Origin of the sequence: Catellatospora paridis (genome assembly GCF_009720365.1) — a bacterium.
Taxonomy (GTDB): domain Bacteria; phylum Actinomycetota; class Actinomycetes; order Mycobacteriales; family Micromonosporaceae; genus Catellatospora; species Catellatospora paridis.
In genome coordinates this window covers 148,412-167,214 of record NZ_ML769314.1, presented here as the reverse complement: position 1 = coordinate 167,214, position 18,803 = coordinate 148,412, and the positions used below count along the sequence as shown (strand labels likewise).

Here is an 18,803-nt window from a genome sequence, read left to right as displayed (position 1 = left end):
TCGCGGCAACACCTCGGCCATATCGAACCGGAAACGATCCGCACCGCTCAGCGGATGACGCCGCGGCGCCGGCCCTCCGCGGTGGCGGCGGTGCGGTTGTCCACGCCGAGTTTGGCGAAGACCTGCACCAGGTGGGACTTGACGGTGGCCTCGCTGATGAACAGCTGCCGGGCGATCGCGGAGTTGGAGTGCCCGCCCGCGACCAGCTGGAGCACCTGGGCCTCGCGGGGGGTCAGGCTGATCCCGGGGGCGCGCTCGCGCGACACCAGCCGCGTCGCCACCGACGGGGCCAGCACCGTCTCCCCCGCCGCGGCCGCCCGCAGCCCCCGCAGCAGGTCGGCCGGCTCGGCGTCCTTGAGCAGGTAACCGATCGCACCCGCTTCGATCGCCCGCAGGATGTCGGCGTCACTGTCGTACGTGGTCAAAATCAGCACGCGCGGCGGGTCGGGCAGCTCGCGCACCCGCGCGGTCGCGGTCGCGCCGTCGCTGCCGGGGCCGAGTTGCAGGTCCATCAGCACCACGTCGGGGCGCAGCGCACGAGCCAGGCGCACCGCCTCGTCACCGCCGGACGCCTCGCCGACCACGCGGAGCCCGGGATCGGCCGCCAACGTCGCGCGCAGCCCGGCCCGCACGATGGGGTGGTCGTCCACCAGCAGCACGCTGATCACGGCCGGACCTCCCCCGCGGCAACGGGTGACGTGCCGGGATCTCGCGCCGTCTCACCCGCAGGCGAGGCGCCCGGCGCCCCGGCCAGCGGGACGGTGGCGCCGATCGCGGTGCCTTCCCCGGGGGTGGATTCCACGACCAGCACGCCGCCCACCTCGGCGAGGCGGCTGCTCATCGCCGACAGGCCCAAGCCGGTGCCCGAGGACGGCGACGCGGCCGGATGCCGCGGGTCGAAGCCGACGCCGTCGTCGGCGACGTCCACGCGTACCGCCGCGGGTTGGAAGGCGAGGGTGACCACGACGGTGGCCGCGCGGGCATGGGCGCGCACATTGGCCAGCGCGGCCTGGGTGACCCGCAGCAGCGCGACGGCCACCGGGGTGGGCAGCGGCCCGGTCTCGCCGTCGACCACGAACCGGGCCTCGACGCCGAAGTGCCGGGCGTCGGCCACGGCCCGCGCCAGAGCCTCGGGCAGCGAGCGGCCGGTCAGCTCGGCCGGGGCCAGCGCGCGCACGAGCCGCCGGGTGTCCTCCAGCGCGCCCCGGGCCGCATGCTCGGCGATCTCCAGCTGCGGGCCGGGATCGGCGGCGTCGCGGGCCGAGCGCAGCAGCAGGATGATGCTGGACAGGTTCTGCGCGACGGTGTCGTGGATCTCGCGGGCGAGGCGCTCGCGCTCGGCGAGGATGCCCTCGCGGCGCTCGGTCGCGGCGAGCCGCTCCTGCGCCTGCGTCAGCTCGCGGACCAGCGCGGCGCGGGCCTCGCTCTCCCGGCGCAGCCGCCGGTAGACCGCGGTGATCACGATCGCGACGGCGGCTCCGAAGACCGGGCCGAGCACGGTGCCGGAGTCCAGCCCGCCGCGGTGCGCGGCGGCCGCGGCGACGGCGATCGCGGTCAGCGCGGCCACTCCCGGCAGGCCGGCGCGTGGTGGCAGCAGTTGCAGGCAGAGCAGGTACAGCGCGAACGCGAGCCAGACGAACGACAGGGACAGCGCGAGCAGCGCCGTCCAGCCGGCCGTCAGCACGACCAGCCACAGCAGCGCCATCCGGACTCCGGCGGCGCGGCGCGACAGCGCCATGCCCACCGCGTACCAGGCGGCGACCGCGAGCGTCGTGAGCAGCACCGACACGCGGTGACCGCCGTCGGCCCACGCCTCGCCGGCGCCGATCGCCAGCAGCGCGGCGAAGAGCACGTGCTCGGCGCGGCGCAGCAGCGTCAGCGCGTCCTGCCCGCGTCCCGCCCTGCTCATGGCGTCAGAGCGTAGCCGCCTCACGACACGGTATGCCGCGGCCGCCAGGGGCGGCGGCCGCGGGCCGGGGCGCGGCACCAGGCCGCGCCCCGGTTCACAGATCAGGTCAGGCGATGACGCCGTCGACCTCACGCTGGGCAACCTCGCGCTTGGCAACCTCGCGCTTGGCAACCTCCTTCTTTGCAACCTCCATGATCACACCTCCTCCTCGGACCTTGAAGGGCGCGGCACAGCACGCTCCGATGTCTGCATGGTCTGTCACCGGAGCGCTCTTGTGGCGCGTTAGCGACTGTAGCGATTGTTGACTCCGCAGTGAAGTCCCTCAATATTGATCTTCGGAAAACTCGTCGTGAACTGTCCCAATAGACGGCAATGAGTGTCACTGTGCCGACACATCACGGGTGGCACCCATTGAAATCGGTACCTAAATCATTCTTACGACAATCACTTCATAAAGATCTCGGGCTATTGTGCGGCGTCGATCGACTCCTTTAGCGTGGGCCGCGGACGGGTACGAAGCTGTGGAGGTCCGTTGCCGATCCTGTGCACCGACGACTACCGCGCCCTCGCCCAGCCCCTGCTGCCCGCGGACATCTGGGACTACCTCGACGGCGGCAGCGGCGCCGAACTCACGCTGGACGCCAACCGCCGCCTGTTCGACCGCGTCGAGTTGCGGCCCCGAGTGCTCGTCGACGTGTCCGTTTGCGACACGGGTGGCAAGCTGCTCGGCCAGCCGCTGCCCACGCCGGTCGGCATCGCGCCCACGGCGTACCACCGGCTGGCCCACCCCGAGGGCGAGGTCGCCACCGCCCGCGGCGCCGGCGGCGCCCTGTTCGTGGTGAGCATCTTCGCCAGCCGCAGCCTGGAGGAGATCGCCGCGGCCGCGACCGGCCCGCTCTGGCTGCAGCTGTACTGGCTGCGCCGCCGCACCGTGCTCGCCGAGCTGGCCCGCCGCGCCCAGGACGCCGGCTACCGGGCGCTGGTGCTGACCGTCGACGCGCCGCGCATCGGGCAGCGCCTGCGCGATGCGCGCAACGGCTTCGCCGTCGACCCCGGGATCCGCGCGGTCAATCTCGATGACGCGATCATGGCGGCCACCCACGAGCGCCACGAGGGCGCGTCCGCCATCGCCGCCCACGCCGCGCAGACCTTCGACCAGACCGTCACCTGGGCCGACCTGGCCTGGCTGCGCGGGCTCACCGACCTGCCGCTGGTGCTCAAGGGCGTGCTCACCGCCTCCGACGCCGACCGTGCCGTCGAGCAGGGCGTCGACGCGATCATCGTGTCCAACCACGGCGGACGCCAGCTCGACGGTGCGGTGCCCGCACTGCGGGCGCTGCCCGAGGTGGTCGCGGCGGTCGCGGGCCGCTGCCCGGTGCTGCTCGACGGGGGCGTACGCCACGGCCGGGACGTCTTCGCCGCGCTCGCTCTCGGCGCGAGCGCGGTGCTCGTCGGCCGCCCGGCGCTGTGGGCGCTCGCGGTCGGCGGCGCGGACGGCGTGGCCGGGCTGCTGACCATGCTCACCGGCGAGCTGGAACACACGATGGCGCTGGCCGGGCGGCCGCGGCTGGGTGACATCGGCCGTGACGCGGCGCTGCTGCCCGACCGGCGCGACACCTGAACGGAGCGCTTTCATGGTGGAGCTGGTCAAGGAGTCGATGCACGCCTCGGTGAGCGATCCCGTCGCCGCCTCGATGAACTTCCTCAACGAGGTCGCCGGGCGCTACCCCGACGCGATCTCGCTGGCCGCCGGCCGGCCTTACGAGGGCTTCTACGACGTCGCCGACATCACCCGGTACCTCGACGTGTACGTCGCGTACCTCGGTGACCAGGGCAGCACGCCGGAGCAGATCCGCCGTGCCCTGATGCAGTACGGCCGCACCAACGGCCAGATCCACGGGCTCATCGCCCGCATGCTCGCCATCGACGAGGGCATCGAGGTGCCCGCCGAGGCGATCTCGGTAACCGCGGGCTGCCAGGAAGCGATGATCATGGCGCTGCGCGGGTTGTGCGCGGGCCCGGACGACGTGCTGCTGGCGGCCGAGCCGTGCTACGTCGGCATCACCGGCGCGGCCCGCGTGCTGAACATCGACGTGGTGCCGGTGCCCGAAGGCCCGGACGGCCTCGATCCCGCCCGGGTCACCGAGGTCGCCCGTGCGGTGCGCGCCCAGGGCCGCCACCCCCGCGCGCTGTACCTGGTGCCCGACTTCGCCAACCCGTCCGGCCGCTGCCTGGACGTGCCCGCCCGGCACGCGCTGCTCGACGTCGCCGCCACCGAGGACCTGCTGATCCTGGAGGACGACCCGTACGGCCTGTTCGGCCTCGACGACCGCCCCCGGCCCCGGCTCAAGTCCCTCGACCGCGACCAGCGCGTCATCTACCTGGGCTCGTTCGCCAAATCCTGCTTCCCCGGCGCGCGCATCGGCTTCCTGGTCGCCGACCAGACCGTCGTCGACGCCACGGGCAACCGCACCCTGCTCGCCGAGGAACTGTCCGCGGTCAAGAGCATGGTCACGGTCAACACCTCCCCCATCGCCCAGGCCGTGGTCGGCGGCCTGCTGGTGGAGTCCGGGTGCAGCCTCAAGGCCGCCAACGTGGACAAGATCGCCTTCTACCGGCAGAACCTGCTGCGCCTGCTCGACGCCCTCGACCGGCACCTGCCCGCCCCCTGGCGCGACGAGGCGGGCATCTCCTGGAACGTGCCTGCGGGCGGCTTCTTCGCCGTGGTCGACGTGCCCATCGCGGCTGACGAGAAGCTCCTGGAGGTCTCCGCGTCCCGCCACGGCGTCCTGTGGACCCCGATGAGCTTCTTCTACACCGACGGCGGCCACCACTCGCTGCGCCTGTCCTGCAGCGGCCTCGACCCCGACACCCTCGAAGAGGGCGTACGCCGCCTCGCCGCGCTCCTGCGCGACTCCATCGCCTGACGCCACTCCCCCACGCCCCGGCCCGCCCACGGGTCGGGGCGTGGGCATGTCCATCGGCACACCGACCGGGATTGCCTCCTTGACAACTTTTGTTGTCGGTGGGAGGGTGGAGACATGTTCGAAGTCGGTGTGATCGATGACGCGGCGGTGGCCGAGGTGTCGCTCGATCCTGTTCGGGCGCGGCTGCTGGCAGCGCTGGCCGAGCCGGGGTCGGCGACCACACTGGCGGCGCAGGCCGGGCTGACCCGGCAGAAGGTCAACCACCACCTGCGGACGCTGGAGGCCCACGGGCTCATCGAGCTGGTCGAGGAGCGGCGCAAGGGCAACTGCACCGAGCGCGTGATGCGGGCGACCGCGGCGTCCTACGTCATCTCCCCCGCAGCGTTCGCGGCGGTCGCTCCCGACCCGGAGCACTCCCCCGACCAGCAGTCGGCCCGCTGGCTGCTGGCACTGGCCTCGCGCCTGGTCCGCGAGGTCGGCGAGCTGATCACCGGAGCACGGGCCGCGCGCCGTCCGCTGGCCACGTTCGCCGTGGACACCGAGATCCGGTTCGCGTCGGCGGGTGACCGGGCCGCGTTCGCCACCGAGCTGACCGAGACGCTGGCCGCCCTGGTCGGCCGTTATCACGACGGGAGCGCCACCGGCGGCCGCCGACACCGGCTGGTCGTCGGCCTGCACCCGAGCCTGCTGCTGCCCCGCGCGGACGGCACCCACTCAACTGAGCAAGACACCGAGAAGGAGTAGCACCATGGGCAAGAAGTTCGAGATCGTACGCGAGGGCGAGCTGCGGACCACCCCGGAGGAGTACTGGGACGCCGTCACCACCGGCAACGGCGGCTGGCTGTGGCCGATGGAGTTCGAGCCGCGCGTCGGCGGGGCGGCCGCGTTCGGCGGCACCGTCACCGCGTGGGACCCGCCGCACCGCCTCGCCTCCCGGATGGACGGCGACAACGGCTGGTTCAACCAGGTCGAGCACACCGTCGAGGGCCGGGACGGCGGCACGACCTGGTTCCGGTACGTGCACAGCGGCGTGTTCACCGACGACTGGGACAACCAGTACGACGGCGCCGGCCAGCACACCGACTTCTACCTGCACACCCTCGGGCAGTACCTGACCCACTTCAGCCGCCGCCCGGTCGTCTACCTGTCGACCGACGCCCCGGCGTCGTCGAACTCGCCCGACGGCTTCACCACGCTGCGCGGCGCGCTCGGCCTGACCGGCCAGACCAGCCAGGACGACACGGTCCGGGTCGCGCTGCCGGGCGGGCAGACCGAGGCGGTCGTCGACTACCTGCACCCGAACTTCGTCGGGCTGCGCACCCAGGACGCGTTGTACCGCTTCTTCGGCCGCAACGCGTTCGGCGCCCCGGTCGGCGTGGCCGTGCACCACTTCGACGCGGACGCCGACGCGGCCGACGAGCAGAAGGCGCTGGAGGATTGGCTCCAGTCCGTCTACGCCTGATCACGCGCCCCGTTTTATAGACGCTGGCCTATCTGGATGAACGTGAGTAGATCAAACTCATCCAGATAGGCCAGCGTTTATGTAAGACGCGGTCAGGCGGTGAACCAGGTGCGGAGTTGAGCGGCGGCCTGGGCCATGGCGCGGCGGCCGGCGTCGAGTTCGCCGCTCATGCAGAAGAAGCCGTGGACCATGCCGTCGTATCGGGTCAGCGTGACCGGCACGCCCTCGCGGCCGAGCCGGCGGGCGTACTCCTCGGCCTGGTCGCGCAGCGGGTCGTATTCGGCGGTGACGACCAGGGCCGGGGGCAACCCGGCGAGGGTGTCCGCGCGCAGCGGCGAGGCGAGCGGGTTCAGGCCGTCCTCGGGGGTGGCCAGGTAGTTGGCCCAGTACCAGGCGACCGAGGTGGCGTTGAACAGGTAGGGGTCGGTGCCCTCGCGCAGCGAGGCGGTGTGCGAGCGGTGATCGGTGTTCGGATACACCAGCAGCTGCCCGGCCAGCGGCAGGTCGCCGTCCGCGCGGGCCAGCAGGGTCACCGCGGCGGCCAGGTTGCCGCCCGCGCTGTCGCCGCCGACCGCGATCCGGGCCGGGTCCGCGCCGATGGCGGCGGCGTTCGCGGCGACCCAGCGGACCGCGGCGTGGCAGTCGTGCACCGCGGCGGGGAACTTGTGCTCCGGTGCGAGCCGGTAGCCCGCGGCGACGACCAGGCAGCCGGCGGCGTTGGCGAGGCTGCGGCACACGGCGTCGGAGGTGTCGATGGTGCCCAGGGTCCAGCCGCCGCCGAAGAAGTAGACCAGCACCGGCAGCTCGCCGCCGAGCACGGGACGGTAGATCCGGATCGGCAGTGGCCCGTCCGGGCCGTCGATCTCGCGGTCGGCGACCTCGGCGACCGGCTCGGGGTCGCCCCCGGACGCCTGGATCGAGGCCAGGTCGGCGGCGCGGGCCTCGTCCACCGACAGCGTGTACAGCTGCGGGGTGTCGCCGGCTTCGCGACGCGCGCGCATCGCCTGGACCTGCGGGTGGAGTGGCATGGAACTCTCCTGATCCTGCTGAGACGACCGCGCCGGAAGCGGCTCGGCCCGGCGGGGGCCGTGGGTTTCGGCGCTGCCGGGCGGGGTCCGCTTCGTCGCGGGCCTGCGGTCAGCCGTTCGCGGCGGCCGCGTGGACGAAGTCGGCGTTGCGGGGGTCGGCGTACAGCTCCCGCAGTGTCGGGGCGAGCGGCAGCACCTCGATGTGCTGCCGGAACCAGTCGGCGAGCTCGGTGAGCCGCCGCTGGGCGGTCTCGGCGTCGGCGGTGTGCACGGTGACCTCGCCCATCCGGGCGAAGGTGTTCGCCGCGCCGCCCTGCACCCGCATGCCCTTGGGCACGAAGATCCGGGCGTGCACCACGTCGGGCTGCGCCAGCACCTGCTCGGCGGTCGGGTAACCGAGCACTATGCCGGGCCGCAGCGGCAGGAACGTGGAGGCGACCACGCCCTCGCGGACCCGCACGTCCGGCTCGCCCACCGGCTCCAGCAGGGCGCGCACCCCGTCGGCGGCCAGGTCGACGCCGTACTTGTAGCGGATCTGGTCGCTGATCGGGCCGCCCGCGCGGCGGGCCGCGCACTCGCTGAACACCAGCCGACCCGTGTCGGGCTGGTGGAACAGCTCCATGTGGAACACGCCGTCGGTCAGGCCCAGCACCCGCAGGGCGTCGGCGACCAGCGGCGCCGCCAGGTCGTACGCCACCTTGTCCGCGACCGGGTCAAGGCAGTACGTCTGCACGGGAGCCTTCTCCAGCACCGCGCTCAGGCAGGGCTGGGCATAGCGGCCCAGGCTCAGGAAGCGCAGCTCCCCTTCGGACAGGAAGCCGTCGGCGAACCACTCCTCGCCGGTGACGAACTCCTCGATGACGAAGGTGCGCGCGGCGGTGTTGTTCGCCCGGCACTGGGCGCTGATCCGGACCAGCTCGGCGTCGCCGGAGACCACGAATGTGGACTGCGTCGCCATCCCGGCCACCGGCTTGACCACGGCCTTGGGGTACGGCAGCCGGAAGCCCTCGGGCAGCTCGCGGATGTCCTCGACGACCGTGCACGCGGTCACCGGCAGCCCGGCCTCGCGCAGCGCCTGCTTCTGCAGGGACTTGTCCCGGAACAGGGCTACCGTGCGCGGCGGGATGCCGCGCGCCCCGAGCATGGCGGCCAGCGCCGCGGCGGTCATCAGCGCGGGGTCGTCGTAGGCGTAGACCGCGTCGAACGAGCCGGGGCCGAACCCCGCGCGCAGCAGCCCGTTGACGGCGGCGTCGATGCTCTTGTGGTCGTCGACGAAGACGGTGCGGACTCCCGCGGGCAGCGGCAGCCAGCCGTCCTTCGTGGTCGCGCCGAGCAGCACGGTCACCTCGACGTCGGGACCGGCCGCGGCGATGGCGGGCAGATCCGCTCCGACCATGAGCAACCGCATCGACCGACCGCCTCTCCACGCCGACGGACGGGGCTGACCGCCCGCGGATCGAAGGTCACCGTATCGACGGCGACGGTACGTGTCCAGAGCGCCACCACTCGATACCTACGGATACTTCAATGTCACCCTTTCTTGCTGGTACAAAGAACGCGACCGGCTTGAGAAGGAGTTCCGTTGTCCATCGCGACATCGCCGTCGCCCTGGCGCCGCAGAGCCGCCATCCCCGGCCTGGTCGCCGCGGAGGCGATCTCGGTCATCGGCGGCCGGATGTCCTTCCTGGCCATCCCCTGGCTGGTGCTGGTCACCACCGGCAGTCCCGTCAAGGTCGGCATCGTGGCGGGCGCGGAGACGCTGGCGTATGTGCTGAGCGGGGTGCTGGCCGCACCGCTGCAGGACCGGATCGGCTCGCGGGCGACCTCGCTGCTGTCGGACGCGGGCAGCGCGGTGGTGATGGGCGCGATCGCGGTGACCGGGCAGTTCGGCTTCGGCGTGCTGATCGTGCTGTCCAGCCTGGCCGGGGTGCTCCGGGCACAGGCCGACCGCTCCAAGAACAACCTGCTCAAGCCGCTGATGGACGCCGCCGGCACGGACTTCACCCGGGTGTCGGCGGCCCGCGAGGGCGTGCTGCGCACCTCGGGGCTGATCGGAGCCTCGGTGGGCGGCGTCGCCATCGCCGCGTTCGGCGCGATCGGGGCGATCTGGGTCGACGCGGCGAGCTTTCTGGTCGGCGCGGCGCTGGTGGCCTTCTTCGTGCCCGACCCCGCCGTCAAGGAGGGCGAGCCGCCGAAGCCCGCCCCGGCCGAGCCGTACCTGACCGCGCTGCGCGGCGGGTTCACGTACTTCACCCGGGAGCCGCTGTTGCGCGCGGTGACCGGGATGCTGTTCTTCACCAACCTGTTCAACCAGGCCAGCTCCGTGGTGTTCGTGCCGATGTGGGTGCTGACGGTGCTGGATTCGCCGGTCGCGCTGGGGTCGGTGTCGGCGGCGTACGCCATCGGAATGATCGTGGGCAGTGTCGTGTTCGCGACCCTGGCGCCGTACCTGCCGCGCTACAGCGCGCTGGTGTTCGGCTACTTCGTGGGCGGTGCGCCCCGGTTCCTGGTCTTCGCGCTCACCGACGACCTGACCGTGATCGTCATCGTGACGTTCCTCAGCGGCATGGTCATGTGCTCGGTGAACCCGACCATCGGCGCGGTGATCTACCAGCGGGTGCCCGGCCCGATGCTGGCCCGCGCGGGCGGCATCATCATGGCCGTGGCCATGGCCGGCATCCCGCTCGGCGGCGTGCTCGCCGGGGTCGTCGTGGAACGGCTGGGCTTCGTCAACGGGGTGTTGCTGGCCTCGCTGCTGTACTTCGCGGTCACGCTCACCCCGGTCGTCCGGCACCGGGTCTGGCGCGAGCTCAACGACGCCGGGGCCCGCGGGCCGACCGCCGACCCGGCAACGGCGCTGCCGCGGGGGTACGGGCTGGCCGCGACGGCGCTCGGCCCCCGGGTCACGCTGCGCTACGCCGACGGCCAGTGGACGCTGCAGGCCAGGTCAGGGCTGCGCCGGCTCGCCCCGCGGCGGGCGCTGCGTGCCAAGACGGCGGCCCACGCGCTGGCGCAGCTCGACGCCCCGGCCGTGCACGAGGCGGTGCGCGAGCTGGCGCGGCGTGAGCACGACGGGGCCGGGCACGAGGCGGCCCGGCTGCGCACAGAACTCGCCCGGATGGAATTCACGATGAGTCAGATAAATGTCGGATTGCGGCCCTCTCATCTGCCATGAAAAGCCCGAATTTTGGCTGGTCCATTCACGTATCGACAGACTTAAAGCGAGCATTGCAAGTACATCGATCTGCTTGCTAGTCTCCGGATTCACCGGGTCCGTCGGGGGCGCACGGCCCAGGTTCCAGCATCCTTGCGACACCTGGCGGAGCATTCATGCACGAGCGCAGCGAGCGCATCATGTCGTCCCGAGCTCATGCTGCCGACGAGCGCAGCGAGGAGAAGGCATGAGCAACATGGGCTGGGCGACCGGCGCGCCCTTGGCGGCGACCCCCGACTGGGTGGACGAGCTCCTGCTCGCCGGAGACGACCGCGACGTCTGCCTCCACTTCGGATCCCCCGTCGACCGGGCGGCCCTGCGGCACGCCGTCGCCGACCGGGAGGACACGCTGCGCAGGCTGGGCCTGGCCCGGGGCGGCTCGGTCGCGCTGCGGCTGCCGCCGTCCCTGGCGTACGTGGCGAACCTGCTGGCCGCGTGGCGGATCGGGGCACAGGTCGCGCTGCTGGACCACCGGCTGACCGCGTACGAGACCGACCGGGCCCTCGATCGGCTGCAGCCGCAGGTCGTGGTGAGTTTCAGCGGGACCCTGCCGGGCGGGCTGCGCGCCTTCTACGAGGTCGCCGACGTCGCCGAGGCCCGCGACGGCCGGCCCGCCGAGACCGGGCACGCCGTGGTGCAGCTCAGCTCCGGCTCCACCGGCCCCTCCAAGGTCATCGCCCGGACCGCCGAGCAACTGGTCGCCGAGATCGACCGGTACACCCGCATGGACGGGGTGCCGCTGCCCGGCGAGCGGGTGGTGCTGCTGGCCTCCGTGGTGCACGTGCTGGGCCTGGTCGGCGGCCTGCTCTACTGCCTGCACACGGGCGTCGAGCTGGTGCTGCCGGAGCGGCTGACCGTCGACGCGATCCTGCGCGCGGTGGCCGCCGGGGACGCGCCGACCACGCTGCTGGGCGTGCCGTTCCACACCGAGCTGCTGGCCTCCAACCCGAACCCGCCGAAGCTGCCGCAGCTCAAGCGGATGACCACCGGCGGTGAGCTGGTGCGCGCGGAGGTGGCGCAGCGCTTCACCGACCGCTACGGCATCGTGCTGGGCAACATGTACGGCATGACCGAGGTCGGGGTCATCGCCACCGACCTGTTCGGCGAGCACCGCCCGTCGCTCCTGCCCGCACCCGGCATCACGGTCCGGGAGCTGGACGGCGAGCTGCTGATCGCGACGCCGGCGAGCCCGTACATCGGGCTGTCGGACCCGACCCGCTGGGTCGACGGCTGGCTGCACACCAAGGACGCGGGCCGGGTCGACCCGGGTACCGGCCTGATGACGGTGCTCGGCCGGCTGGACTCGCAGGTGTCCGTCGGCGGGCTCAAGGTCGACCTGACCGAGGTGGAGCACACGCTGGCGGCCCTGCCCGGCGTCGAGAGCGCGGTGGTCGTCTACGACGGCGGCATCGAGGCCTTCGCCGTGGTGCCCGACGCGGCCGCGGCCGCGGCGCTGGAGGGTGAGCTGGCCGTGCGGCTGGCCCCGTACAAGCGGCCGCGGGCGCTGCACATCGTCGAGCAGCTGCCCCGCACCGCGACGGGCAAGCTCGTGCGCGACCGCGCGGTGCTGCGCACGGCCGACCCGACGGCGGCCCCCTAGCGCAGGCGCCGCCCGTCCCCCGACTGCCATCCCGATCCGGGCCCGTTGGGCCGTTCCACCATGGAAGGAAGTCAACATGAGCACCGACGTACGCCAGTTCATCATCGACGCGATCGCGGACATGAACTACCCGATCGACGACGTCGACGCCGACACGCCGCTGGGTTCGGCGGGCGTGGACCTGGAGTCGCTGGCCGTCGCCGAGCTCGCGGTGCGGGTGGAGGACACCTACGGCGTGAAGTTCAGCGACGAGGAGGCCGAGCAGATGGCGGCCTGGACCGTCGGCGAGTTCGCCGAGGCGATCCGCGAACGCGGCAACCTGGCGAGCGCGTGATGGACGCCCCTGTTGCGGCCGCCGGGTCCCTCGGCGTGCCGCGCCAGCGCGCGGGCGAACCGGCCGCGCCGGACCGGGCGGCGGTCGTCGCGATGCTGGCCGGCTACGGCGAGCGCAGCCCGGAGCAGGTGCGCGAACGCATCGACTCGCTGGAGCTGGCCTGGCTGGTGCACCAGGTCGAGCAGCGCCACGGGCGGATGCTCGACCTCGACGACGACGTGCTCATGCGCATGACGACGGTGACCGGTGCGGTCGAGGTGCTGGCCGAGGTGCTGGCGGAGCCTGCCGGTGACTGAACCGCGCCCCGCCGGTGACCGCGCGCAGGTGGTGGTCACCGGGTTGTCGGCGGTCAGCGCGTACGGCCGGGGCGCGGCGGCGCTGTCGGCCGGACTGCGCTCGGGGCGGCCGGCGTTCGCGCCGGTCACCCGCTTCGACGTGAGCGGCCGGCGGGTGGGCGTCGGCGCGCTGCTGCCCGGCGCGCCGGTGCTGCTGGACGAGCTGCTCGCAGTGGTGGACGAGGCAGCCACGTCAGCCGGGCTGTCCGCGGCGCAGCGGGCCACGACTCCCCTGCTGCTGGCCGTGCACGGCGAGCCCGACGGGGCCCGCGGCCTGCCCGACCGGCCCGGCCGCACCGGTGCGTTCACGCTCACCGTCGCCGAGAAGGCGGGGCTGTCCGGGGCCGTGCGCACGTACACCAGTGCCTGCGTCGCGGCCAGCACCGCGGTCGCCGACGCCGCCGCCGCGGTGGCCGCGGGCGACGCCGACCGGTTGCTGGTGGCCGCCGGATACCTGGTCGAGGCGGACCAGTTCGCGCTGTTCGACGCGGGCCGGGCGCTCGCCGCCGACGGCGCGGTGCGCCCGTTCAGCGCGGGACGCAAGGGCCTGCTGCTCGGCGACGGGGTGGCCGCGGTCGTGGTGGAGTCGGCCCGCGCCGCGTCGGCCCGGGGCGCGACGCCGCTGGCCCGGCTGCTCGGCTGGGGCCGTGCCGGGGACGGCTACCACGTGGTGCAGCCGCGCCCCGACGGCGCGGGCCTGGCCCGGGCGATCGAGTCGGCCCTCGGCCGCGCCGCGCTGGCTCCGGAACAGCTCGGCTACGTCAACGCGCACGGCTCGGGCTCCGCGCAGAGCGACGCCGCCGAGTCCGCCGCGTTGACCCGCGCGCTCGGCGCACCCGCGGCGGTGGTGCCGATCAGCTCGACCAAGTCGCTGCACGGCCAGGCCCTCGAAGCATCACCCCTGCTGGAGCTGGTCGCCACGGTGCTGTCCCTGCGTGAGGGCTTCCTGCCGGTCAACGCGGGCTACCTCGGCCCCGACCCGGACTGCCCCCTGCGCGTGCTCACCGAGACGACCACGGCCGCCCCGGCGTATGCCCTCAGCCTCAACGCCGCCTTCGGCGGCGCGAACACCGCCCTCGTGGTCGGCGCCCCATGACGTCGCTGGTGGAAGTCGCGCGGGGCGCGTGGCCGGAGTCCGAGGCGGACACGGAGCCGCCGGTGCTGGCCGGGTTCGTGATGTCGACGTTCAGCCCGCTGGCGGCGGAGGCGGCCAAGCGCTGCCTGACCCGTGCCCACGGGCAGCCTCCGGTGGCGGCGGAGCGCGGGCTGCGTACCGCGGTGATCATCTCTTCGGCGACCGGTGACGCGTCGACGGCGGCCGAGGTGGCGCGGGCCGTCGACGGCGGACGGCGGCTGGGGCCGCTGCTGTTCTTCCAGGCCGTGCCCAACGCGGTGGCCGGCTACGTGGCGGCACGGTGGGAGCTGGGCGGGCCGGTGGTCTCGCTGAGCCCCGGCGGCGGCCCCGACCCCGTCACGGAGTCCCTGGCCGAAGGACTGGCGATGGCGTCGCTGCTGATCCGCGACGGCGACGCCGACGAGGCCCTGATCGTGGTGGCCGAGCAGGCCCTGGGCGACGGCGGGCGTGACCGCGCGCTGGCCGTGCTCGTACGTGACAGCGAAGTGAACCGACCGAAGGAGTGCAGCTGATGGGAACCAACCTGCGGGCGATCCTCGCCGCCGACGCCGACCTCGGCGCGGGCAACGTCATCACCCGGCTGCTGGCGCACGGCGCCGACCCGGCCGGTCCCGGGCTGACCTTCGACGTGGACGTCGACGGCCATCCCGCGTGGGAGCCGCTGACGCTGGGGCAACTCGACGAGCGGGTCGCGGCCCGCGCCGCGTGGCTGCACGAACGCGGCATCGGCTGGCGCGACCCCGTCGCGGTGTACGCCAGCACGTCGGCCGACGTCATCCTGTCGTTCCTCGCACTCAACCGCATCGGCGCGATCCCGGCGCTGCTCAACGGCAACCTCAGCGGCGAGATCGCGGCCGAGTACATCCGCCGGCTGCGGGCCGAGGCGGTGCTGACCGACGCGAAGCACGCCGCGCTGCTGGAGGGCCGCGACTTCGGCTCGCGCCTGCTCGGCGACATCACCGAGATGGGCTCCGCGGACCCGGCCGCCGCTCCCCCGCCCTACCGGCACCACCCGGACGACCCGATCTCGATCACGCACTCCTCCGGCACCACGGGCCTGCCGAAGGCGATCGTGCACTCGCACACCACGCTGTTCGCGGCCACCCGCAAGATCCGGCTGTCCGGCCCGCGGGCGCAGGGCACCGAACGGGTCGTCTGCGCGCTGCCGTCGGCGCACACCGCGGGCATCCTGTCCATCAACCAGGCCCTGTGCAACCGCGCCGAGCTGGTGTTCCTGTCCTCGCAGCGGGGCGACTACGTGCTCGACGCGATCGAGCGGTTCCAGCCGACGGGCGTCTTCGGCTTCGCGGTGACCTGGGCCGACATGGCCCGCCACGACCTGAGCAAGCGGGCGCTGGACTCGGTGGCGATCTGGTTCAACACCGGCGACTGCGCGCACGAAGCGCACATCCGGCCGCTGGTCGCGGTGGGCAGCCGCAACACGGTCACCCGCGAGGGCGTGACCCGGATCAAGGGCTCGATGTTCATCGACGGCATCGGCTCGACCGAGATGGGCCACTCCGCCTTCCACATCACCCACCGGGTGGACACCGAGCGCTACAACCGCTGCATCGGCCGCCCGCACGTCTTCGCCGACGTGGCGGTGCTGGACGACGCCGGTGAGCCGGTGGGCGCGGGCGTGGTCGGGCACCTGGGCCTGAAGTCGCCGACGGTGAAGCTGATGTACTGGAACGACTCGGTGACCGAGTACCGCACCCGCCAGTCGGGTTACTACCTGACCGGTGACCTCGTGTACCACGACGAGGACGGCTACTACTACCACGTGGACCGGGCGGTGGACTCGGTCGTGCTGGACGGCGGGCAGTGGCTGCACACGTCGCTGACCGAGGAGAAGATCCTGGCGAGCTGCCCCGACGTGCTCGACTGCACCGTCGTGGCGGTGCGCGAGAACGGCCGGGTCGTCACCGACGTGCTGCTGGTGCTCAAGCCCGGGGCCGACGCCGCGGTGGACCACCGTGACGCCGTCGTCGCGGCGCTGGGGGAGCACGCCGCGCCGACGCTGCGCGACGTCAACGCGGTGCCCGATTCGGACATCCCCACCGGCGCCACCGGCAAGGTGCGCAAGCTGGTGCTGCGCGAGCGCGCCCTGGCGGGTGCGTCGCGATGAACCACCGTCCTGACATCGTCGTCACGGGCATCGGCCTGGTCACCCCGGTCGGACAGGATCTCGACGACATCTTCGACGCCCTGTGCACCGGCCGGTCCGGGATCGTCGCCACCCCCGAGGGCCACCGCGCGCAGGGCTCCCTGGAGGTGATGGGCAAGGGCCCGGACATCGAGGCGGCCAGCGTGCTGCCCGGACCGGAGGCGCGCACGCTGGACCGGTACATCGTGCACGCGCTGGTCGCCGCGGCGCAGGCGATGGCCGACGCCGACCTGGTGGTGGGCCGCGACGTGGACCCGTATCGGGCCGCGACCGTGGTGTCCGGCACGGGCGGGCTGGCCACGCTGGAGGCGCAGGTGATCACGCGTACCCAGAAGGGGCGGCTCGGGGTGAGCCCGTACCTGCTGCCGGGGATGCTGCCGAACATGGCCACCGCGCGCATCGCCATCAAGTACGACCTGCGCGGCTACAGCTCCTCCATCGGCACCGCGTGCGCGGCCGGGGCGCAGTCGATCGCCGAGGGCATGCGCATCCTGCGCAACGACGAGGCGGACGTGGTGCTGGTCGGCTGCGGCGAGGCGCCGCTGTTCCCGACCCTGGCCGACACCTTCGGCAACACCCGCGCGCTCGCCAAGGGCTGGGGCGACGACCCGACGGCGGCGAGCCGCCCGTTCGATTCGCGGCGCAACGGGCTGGTGCTGGCCGAGGGGGCGGGCGTGTTCGTGCTGGAGCGGGCCGCCGACGCGGACGCGCGGGGCCGGCCGGCGTACGCCACGCTGCACGGCTGGGGCGCGACCACCGATGCCCACCACCCGACCACACCCCGGCCCGACGGCGCGGGACAGGCCGAGTGCATGCGGCGGGCGCTGGCCGACGCTGGGCTGTCCCCGGCCGACATCGGCTACCTCAACGCGCACGCCACCAGCACCAAGCTGGGCGACGTGGCGGAGTCGCTGGCGGTGAACACGGTGTTCGCTTCGGCCATGCCGCCGGTCAGCTCGAACAAGGCCGTCACGGGGCACATGCTCGGCGCGTCGGGGGTGATCGAGGCCGCCGCGACGATCATGGCGCTGGGCCACGGGCTGCTGCCGCCGACGGTGAACCTCGACGATCCCGATCCCGCGTGCGATCTCGACCATATTCGCGGCAAGGCCCGACAAAGTCCTATCGGTTTTGCACTGTCCAATTCATTCGGATTCGGCGGACATAATGTGAGCCTTGTCCTGGGTCGACCCACCACGTCACTCAGCCGTTTTGCTGAGTGAGGTGTCACCGAATCGTTTGCCACGCGCAACATACTGTCGCAATTAAATATTTGCGTAGTTAGGTATTGAGGGACATCAGCATAACCCGCTAGCGTGACAGTCAGACGGCCCTCGCCGGAGCGTTCGGCTCCGGCGGGAGGGTCGTGAACAACGGACGTCACAGGGGCACGACGGCCAATCGGAGCGTGGTGAGTTCGTTTGGCGTGCGCCGCGGAAGCGGCAGCGCCGGGACGAGTCATGTTCCGTGGACCCGTTCCGCGCCCACCACCTGGCGAGGAGCGAGTCCTAGCAGTCAGTGCAAAACAGGACATCGTACGCCAAGGGGTAGGTAGCAAATGAACATTCTCGGCATCGACCACCTGGAGTTCTACGTCGGTGACGCCCGTCAGACGGCCTACTATCTGTGCACGGCATTCGGGTTCCGGATCTGCGGGCAGGGTGGGCCACAGACGGGCCTGGCCGGGCAGCGCTCGCTGCTGCTGCAGCACGGGGACATCCGCATCGTGCTCACCTCCGGCCTGGTCGCCGACCACCCGGCCACGCTCTACGTCGGCCGCCACGGTGACGGGGTGGCCGTCATCGCCTTCGAGACCGACGACACCGCCGGCCTGTACGACTACGTCGTCGGGCGCGGAGCCGCCGCGCTGGGCACGCCGACCGTGCACGAGAACGGCGCGGGGCGGGTCGTCGAGGCGAGCGTCTCCGGTTTCGGCGACGTCACCCACCGCCTCGTCGAGCGGCACGGCTCCCGGTGGGAGTTCCTGCCGGGCACGATCGAGATGACGGTGCCCGAGCAGTCGCACGCCGACGACCTGCTGCAGGTCATCGACCACTGCGCGATCTGCGTGCCGGCCGGGGAGATCGCCGCCACCTCGCGCTACTACCAGGACGTCTTCGGCTTCGCCGAGATCTTCGAGGAGTACATCGAGGTCGGCGGGCAGGGCATGGACTCCAAGGTGGTGCAGAGCCCGTCGCGGCAGGTGACGTTCACGCTCATCGAGCCGGACCTGTCGCGCCGCCCCGGCCAGATCGACGACTTCCTGTCCTGGCACGCCGGGGCCGGGGTGCAGCACGTGGCCTTCCGCACCAACGACATCGTCACCGCAGTGCGCACCTTCGCCGAGCGGGGCGTGGGCTTCCTCAGCACGCCGGGGACCTACTTCGACGCGCTGGAGCAGCGCCTGGGCAGCGTCGACCTGCCCATCGCGGAGCTGCGGCAGCTCGGGGTGCTGGTCGACACCGACCACTACGGCGAGCTGTACCAGATCTTCACGCAGTCCATGCACGTGCGCCGGACGCTGTTCCTGGAGCTGATCGAGCGGCACGGCGCGCTGACCTTCGGCAGCAGCAACATCAAGGCGCTGTACGAGGCCAAGGAGCGCGAGCTGGCCGCCCCCGCCGAGGCGGTGCCCACGGCGTCGCAGGACGCCCGCCCCGCCGGCCTGGCCGCCGCCTGAGACCGGGACACC

General features: G+C 72.6%; 17 protein-coding genes. 13 read left to right on the top strand and 4 right to left on the bottom strand.

The window, feature by feature from the left end:
* Window positions 1–47: 47 nt before the first annotated feature.
* Together F9C41_RS09850 and F9C41_RS09845 are read right to left on the bottom strand one after the other, a co-directional pair.
* Window positions 48–668 carry a response regulator gene (locus tag F9C41_RS09850; RefSeq protein WP_155386399.1) on the bottom strand — a complete coding sequence of 207 codons (621 nt, stop codon included), beginning with the start codon at window positions 666–668 and terminating at the stop codon, window positions 48–50.
* Window positions 665–1,909: a sensor histidine kinase gene (locus tag F9C41_RS09845; protein WP_155386398.1), complete on the bottom strand. Its 1,245-nt coding sequence runs from the start codon at window positions 1,907–1,909 to the stop codon at window positions 665–667. Before F9C41_RS09845 ends, F9C41_RS09850 begins: the two co-directional genes overlap by 4 nt.
* 532 nt (window positions 1,910–2,441) lie before the next feature.
* On the opposite strand from F9C41_RS09845, the gene F9C41_RS09840 reads away from it, so the two are divergent.
* The 4 genes from F9C41_RS09840 (at window position 2,442) to F9C41_RS09825 (ending at window position 6,298) form a co-directional block, all read left to right on the top strand.
* Entirely contained in the window at window positions 2,442–3,530 is a 1,089-nt protein-coding gene (locus F9C41_RS09840) for an alpha-hydroxy acid oxidase (protein ID WP_230689465.1), read from the top strand.
* A gap of 13 nt (window positions 3,531–3,543) precedes the next feature.
* On the top strand, window positions 3,544–4,836 hold the full coding sequence (locus F9C41_RS09835) for an aminotransferase-like domain-containing protein (RefSeq protein WP_155386397.1): 1,293 nt from the start codon (window positions 3,544–3,546) through the stop codon (window positions 4,834–4,836).
* Window positions 4,837–4,950: 114 nt separating this feature from the next.
* Entirely contained in the window at window positions 4,951–5,580 is a 630-nt protein-coding gene (locus tag F9C41_RS09830; protein ID WP_155386396.1) for an ArsR/SmtB family transcription factor, read from the top strand.
* Window positions 5,581–5,584: 4 nt separating this feature from the next.
* Window positions 5,585–6,298, top strand: coding sequence for an SRPBCC family protein (locus tag F9C41_RS09825; RefSeq protein ID WP_155386395.1), 714 nt, complete (start codon window positions 5,585–5,587; stop codon window positions 6,296–6,298).
* A 92-nt stretch (window positions 6,299–6,390) separates the two neighbouring features.
* Here F9C41_RS09825 and F9C41_RS09820 read toward each other — a convergent pair whose 3' ends face one another.
* Both F9C41_RS09820 and F9C41_RS09815 read right to left on the bottom strand, forming a co-directional pair.
* Window positions 6,391–7,326 (bottom strand): alpha/beta hydrolase, encoded by a 936-nt coding sequence (locus F9C41_RS09820; protein ID WP_155386394.1) that lies wholly within the window; start codon window positions 7,324–7,326, stop codon window positions 6,391–6,393.
* A 109-nt stretch (window positions 7,327–7,435) separates the two neighbouring features.
* Window positions 7,436–8,734: an ATP-grasp domain-containing protein gene (locus F9C41_RS09815; protein ID WP_155386393.1), complete on the bottom strand. Its 1,299-nt coding sequence runs from the start codon at window positions 8,732–8,734 to the stop codon at window positions 7,436–7,438.
* Window positions 8,735–8,908: 174 nt separating this feature from the next.
* On the opposite strand from F9C41_RS09815, the gene F9C41_RS09810 reads away from it, so the two are divergent.
* The 9 genes from F9C41_RS09810 (at window position 8,909) to hppD (ending at window position 18,791) form a co-directional block, all read left to right on the top strand.
* Window positions 8,909–10,501, top strand: coding sequence for an MFS transporter (locus F9C41_RS09810; RefSeq protein ID WP_155386392.1), 1,593 nt, complete (start codon window positions 8,909–8,911; stop codon window positions 10,499–10,501).
* A gap of 235 nt (window positions 10,502–10,736) precedes the next feature.
* Window positions 10,737–12,140 carry a class I adenylate-forming enzyme family protein gene (locus tag F9C41_RS09805; RefSeq protein WP_155386895.1) on the top strand — a complete coding sequence of 468 codons (1,404 nt, stop codon included), beginning with the start codon at window positions 10,737–10,739 and terminating at the stop codon, window positions 12,138–12,140.
* A gap of 76 nt (window positions 12,141–12,216) precedes the next feature.
* Entirely contained in the window at window positions 12,217–12,474 is a 258-nt protein-coding gene (locus tag F9C41_RS09800; RefSeq protein ID WP_155374819.1) for an acyl carrier protein, read from the top strand.
* Window positions 12,475–12,566: 92 nt separating this feature from the next.
* Complete coding sequence (locus tag F9C41_RS09795) at window positions 12,567–12,770, top strand: hypothetical protein (protein WP_120321414.1); 204 nt, start codon at window positions 12,567–12,569, stop codon at window positions 12,768–12,770.
* Window positions 12,763–13,905, top strand: a complete 1,143-nt coding sequence (locus tag F9C41_RS09790; RefSeq protein WP_230689464.1) for a beta-ketoacyl synthase N-terminal-like domain-containing protein — start codon at window positions 12,763–12,765, stop codon at window positions 13,903–13,905. Before F9C41_RS09795 ends, F9C41_RS09790 begins: the two co-directional genes overlap by 8 nt.
* On the top strand, window positions 13,902–14,456 hold the full coding sequence (locus F9C41_RS09785; RefSeq protein ID WP_155386391.1) for a beta-ketoacyl synthase chain length factor: 555 nt from the start codon (window positions 13,902–13,904) through the stop codon (window positions 14,454–14,456). Before F9C41_RS09790 ends, F9C41_RS09785 begins: the two co-directional genes overlap by 4 nt.
* Entirely contained in the window at window positions 14,453–16,072 is a 1,620-nt protein-coding gene (locus F9C41_RS09780; protein ID WP_407924689.1) for a class I adenylate-forming enzyme family protein, read from the top strand. The genes F9C41_RS09785 and F9C41_RS09780 overlap by 4 nt, the downstream gene beginning before the upstream one ends.
* Window positions 16,069–17,334, top strand: a complete 1,266-nt coding sequence (locus F9C41_RS09775) for a beta-ketoacyl-[acyl-carrier-protein] synthase family protein (RefSeq protein ID WP_155386389.1) — start codon at window positions 16,069–16,071, stop codon at window positions 17,332–17,334. The genes F9C41_RS09780 and F9C41_RS09775 overlap by 4 nt, the downstream gene beginning before the upstream one ends.
* Before the next feature lie 335 nt (window positions 17,335–17,669).
* Window positions 17,670–18,791, top strand: a complete 1,122-nt coding sequence (gene hppD / locus F9C41_RS09770) for a 4-hydroxyphenylpyruvate dioxygenase (protein WP_155386388.1) — start codon at window positions 17,670–17,672, stop codon at window positions 18,789–18,791.
* The last annotated feature ends 12 nt before the right edge of the window (window positions 18,792–18,803 follow it).

What these genes read in the sequence shown, in the direction of transcription:
- F9C41_RS09835 (WP_155386397.1), top strand. Translation starts at nt 3,544, where the DNA reads ATGGTGGAGCTGGTCAAGGAGTCGATGCACGCCTCGGTGAGCGATCCC.
- F9C41_RS09805 (WP_155386895.1), top strand. Translation starts at nt 10,737, where the DNA reads ATGGGCTGGGCGACCGGCGCGCCCTTGGCGGCGACCCCCGACTGGGTG.
- F9C41_RS09795 (WP_120321414.1), top strand. Translation starts at nt 12,567, where the DNA reads ATGCTGGCCGGCTACGGCGAGCGCAGCCCGGAGCAGGTGCGCGAACGC.
- F9C41_RS09815 (WP_155386393.1), bottom strand. Translation starts at nt 8,734, where the DNA reads ATGCGGTTGCTCATGGTCGGAGCGGATCTGCCCGCCATCGCCGCGGCC.
- F9C41_RS09775 (WP_155386389.1), top strand. Translation starts at nt 16,069, where the DNA reads ATGAACCACCGTCCTGACATCGTCGTCACGGGCATCGGCCTGGTCACC.
- F9C41_RS09830 (WP_155386396.1), top strand. Translation starts at nt 4,951, where the DNA reads ATGTTCGAAGTCGGTGTGATCGATGACGCGGCGGTGGCCGAGGTGTCG.
- F9C41_RS09820 (WP_155386394.1), bottom strand. Translation starts at nt 7,326, where the DNA reads ATGCCACTCCACCCGCAGGTCCAGGCGATGCGCGCGCGTCGCGAAGCC.
- F9C41_RS09785 (WP_155386391.1), top strand. Translation starts at nt 13,902, where the DNA reads ATGACGTCGCTGGTGGAAGTCGCGCGGGGCGCGTGGCCGGAGTCCGAG.
- hppD (WP_155386388.1), top strand. Translation starts at nt 17,670, where the DNA reads ATGAACATTCTCGGCATCGACCACCTGGAGTTCTACGTCGGTGACGCC.
- F9C41_RS09845 (WP_155386398.1), bottom strand. Translation starts at nt 1,909, where the DNA reads ATGAGCAGGGCGGGACGCGGGCAGGACGCGCTGACGCTGCTGCGCCGC.
- F9C41_RS09800 (WP_155374819.1), top strand. Translation starts at nt 12,217, where the DNA reads ATGAGCACCGACGTACGCCAGTTCATCATCGACGCGATCGCGGACATG.
- F9C41_RS09825 (WP_155386395.1), top strand. Translation starts at nt 5,585, where the DNA reads ATGGGCAAGAAGTTCGAGATCGTACGCGAGGGCGAGCTGCGGACCACC.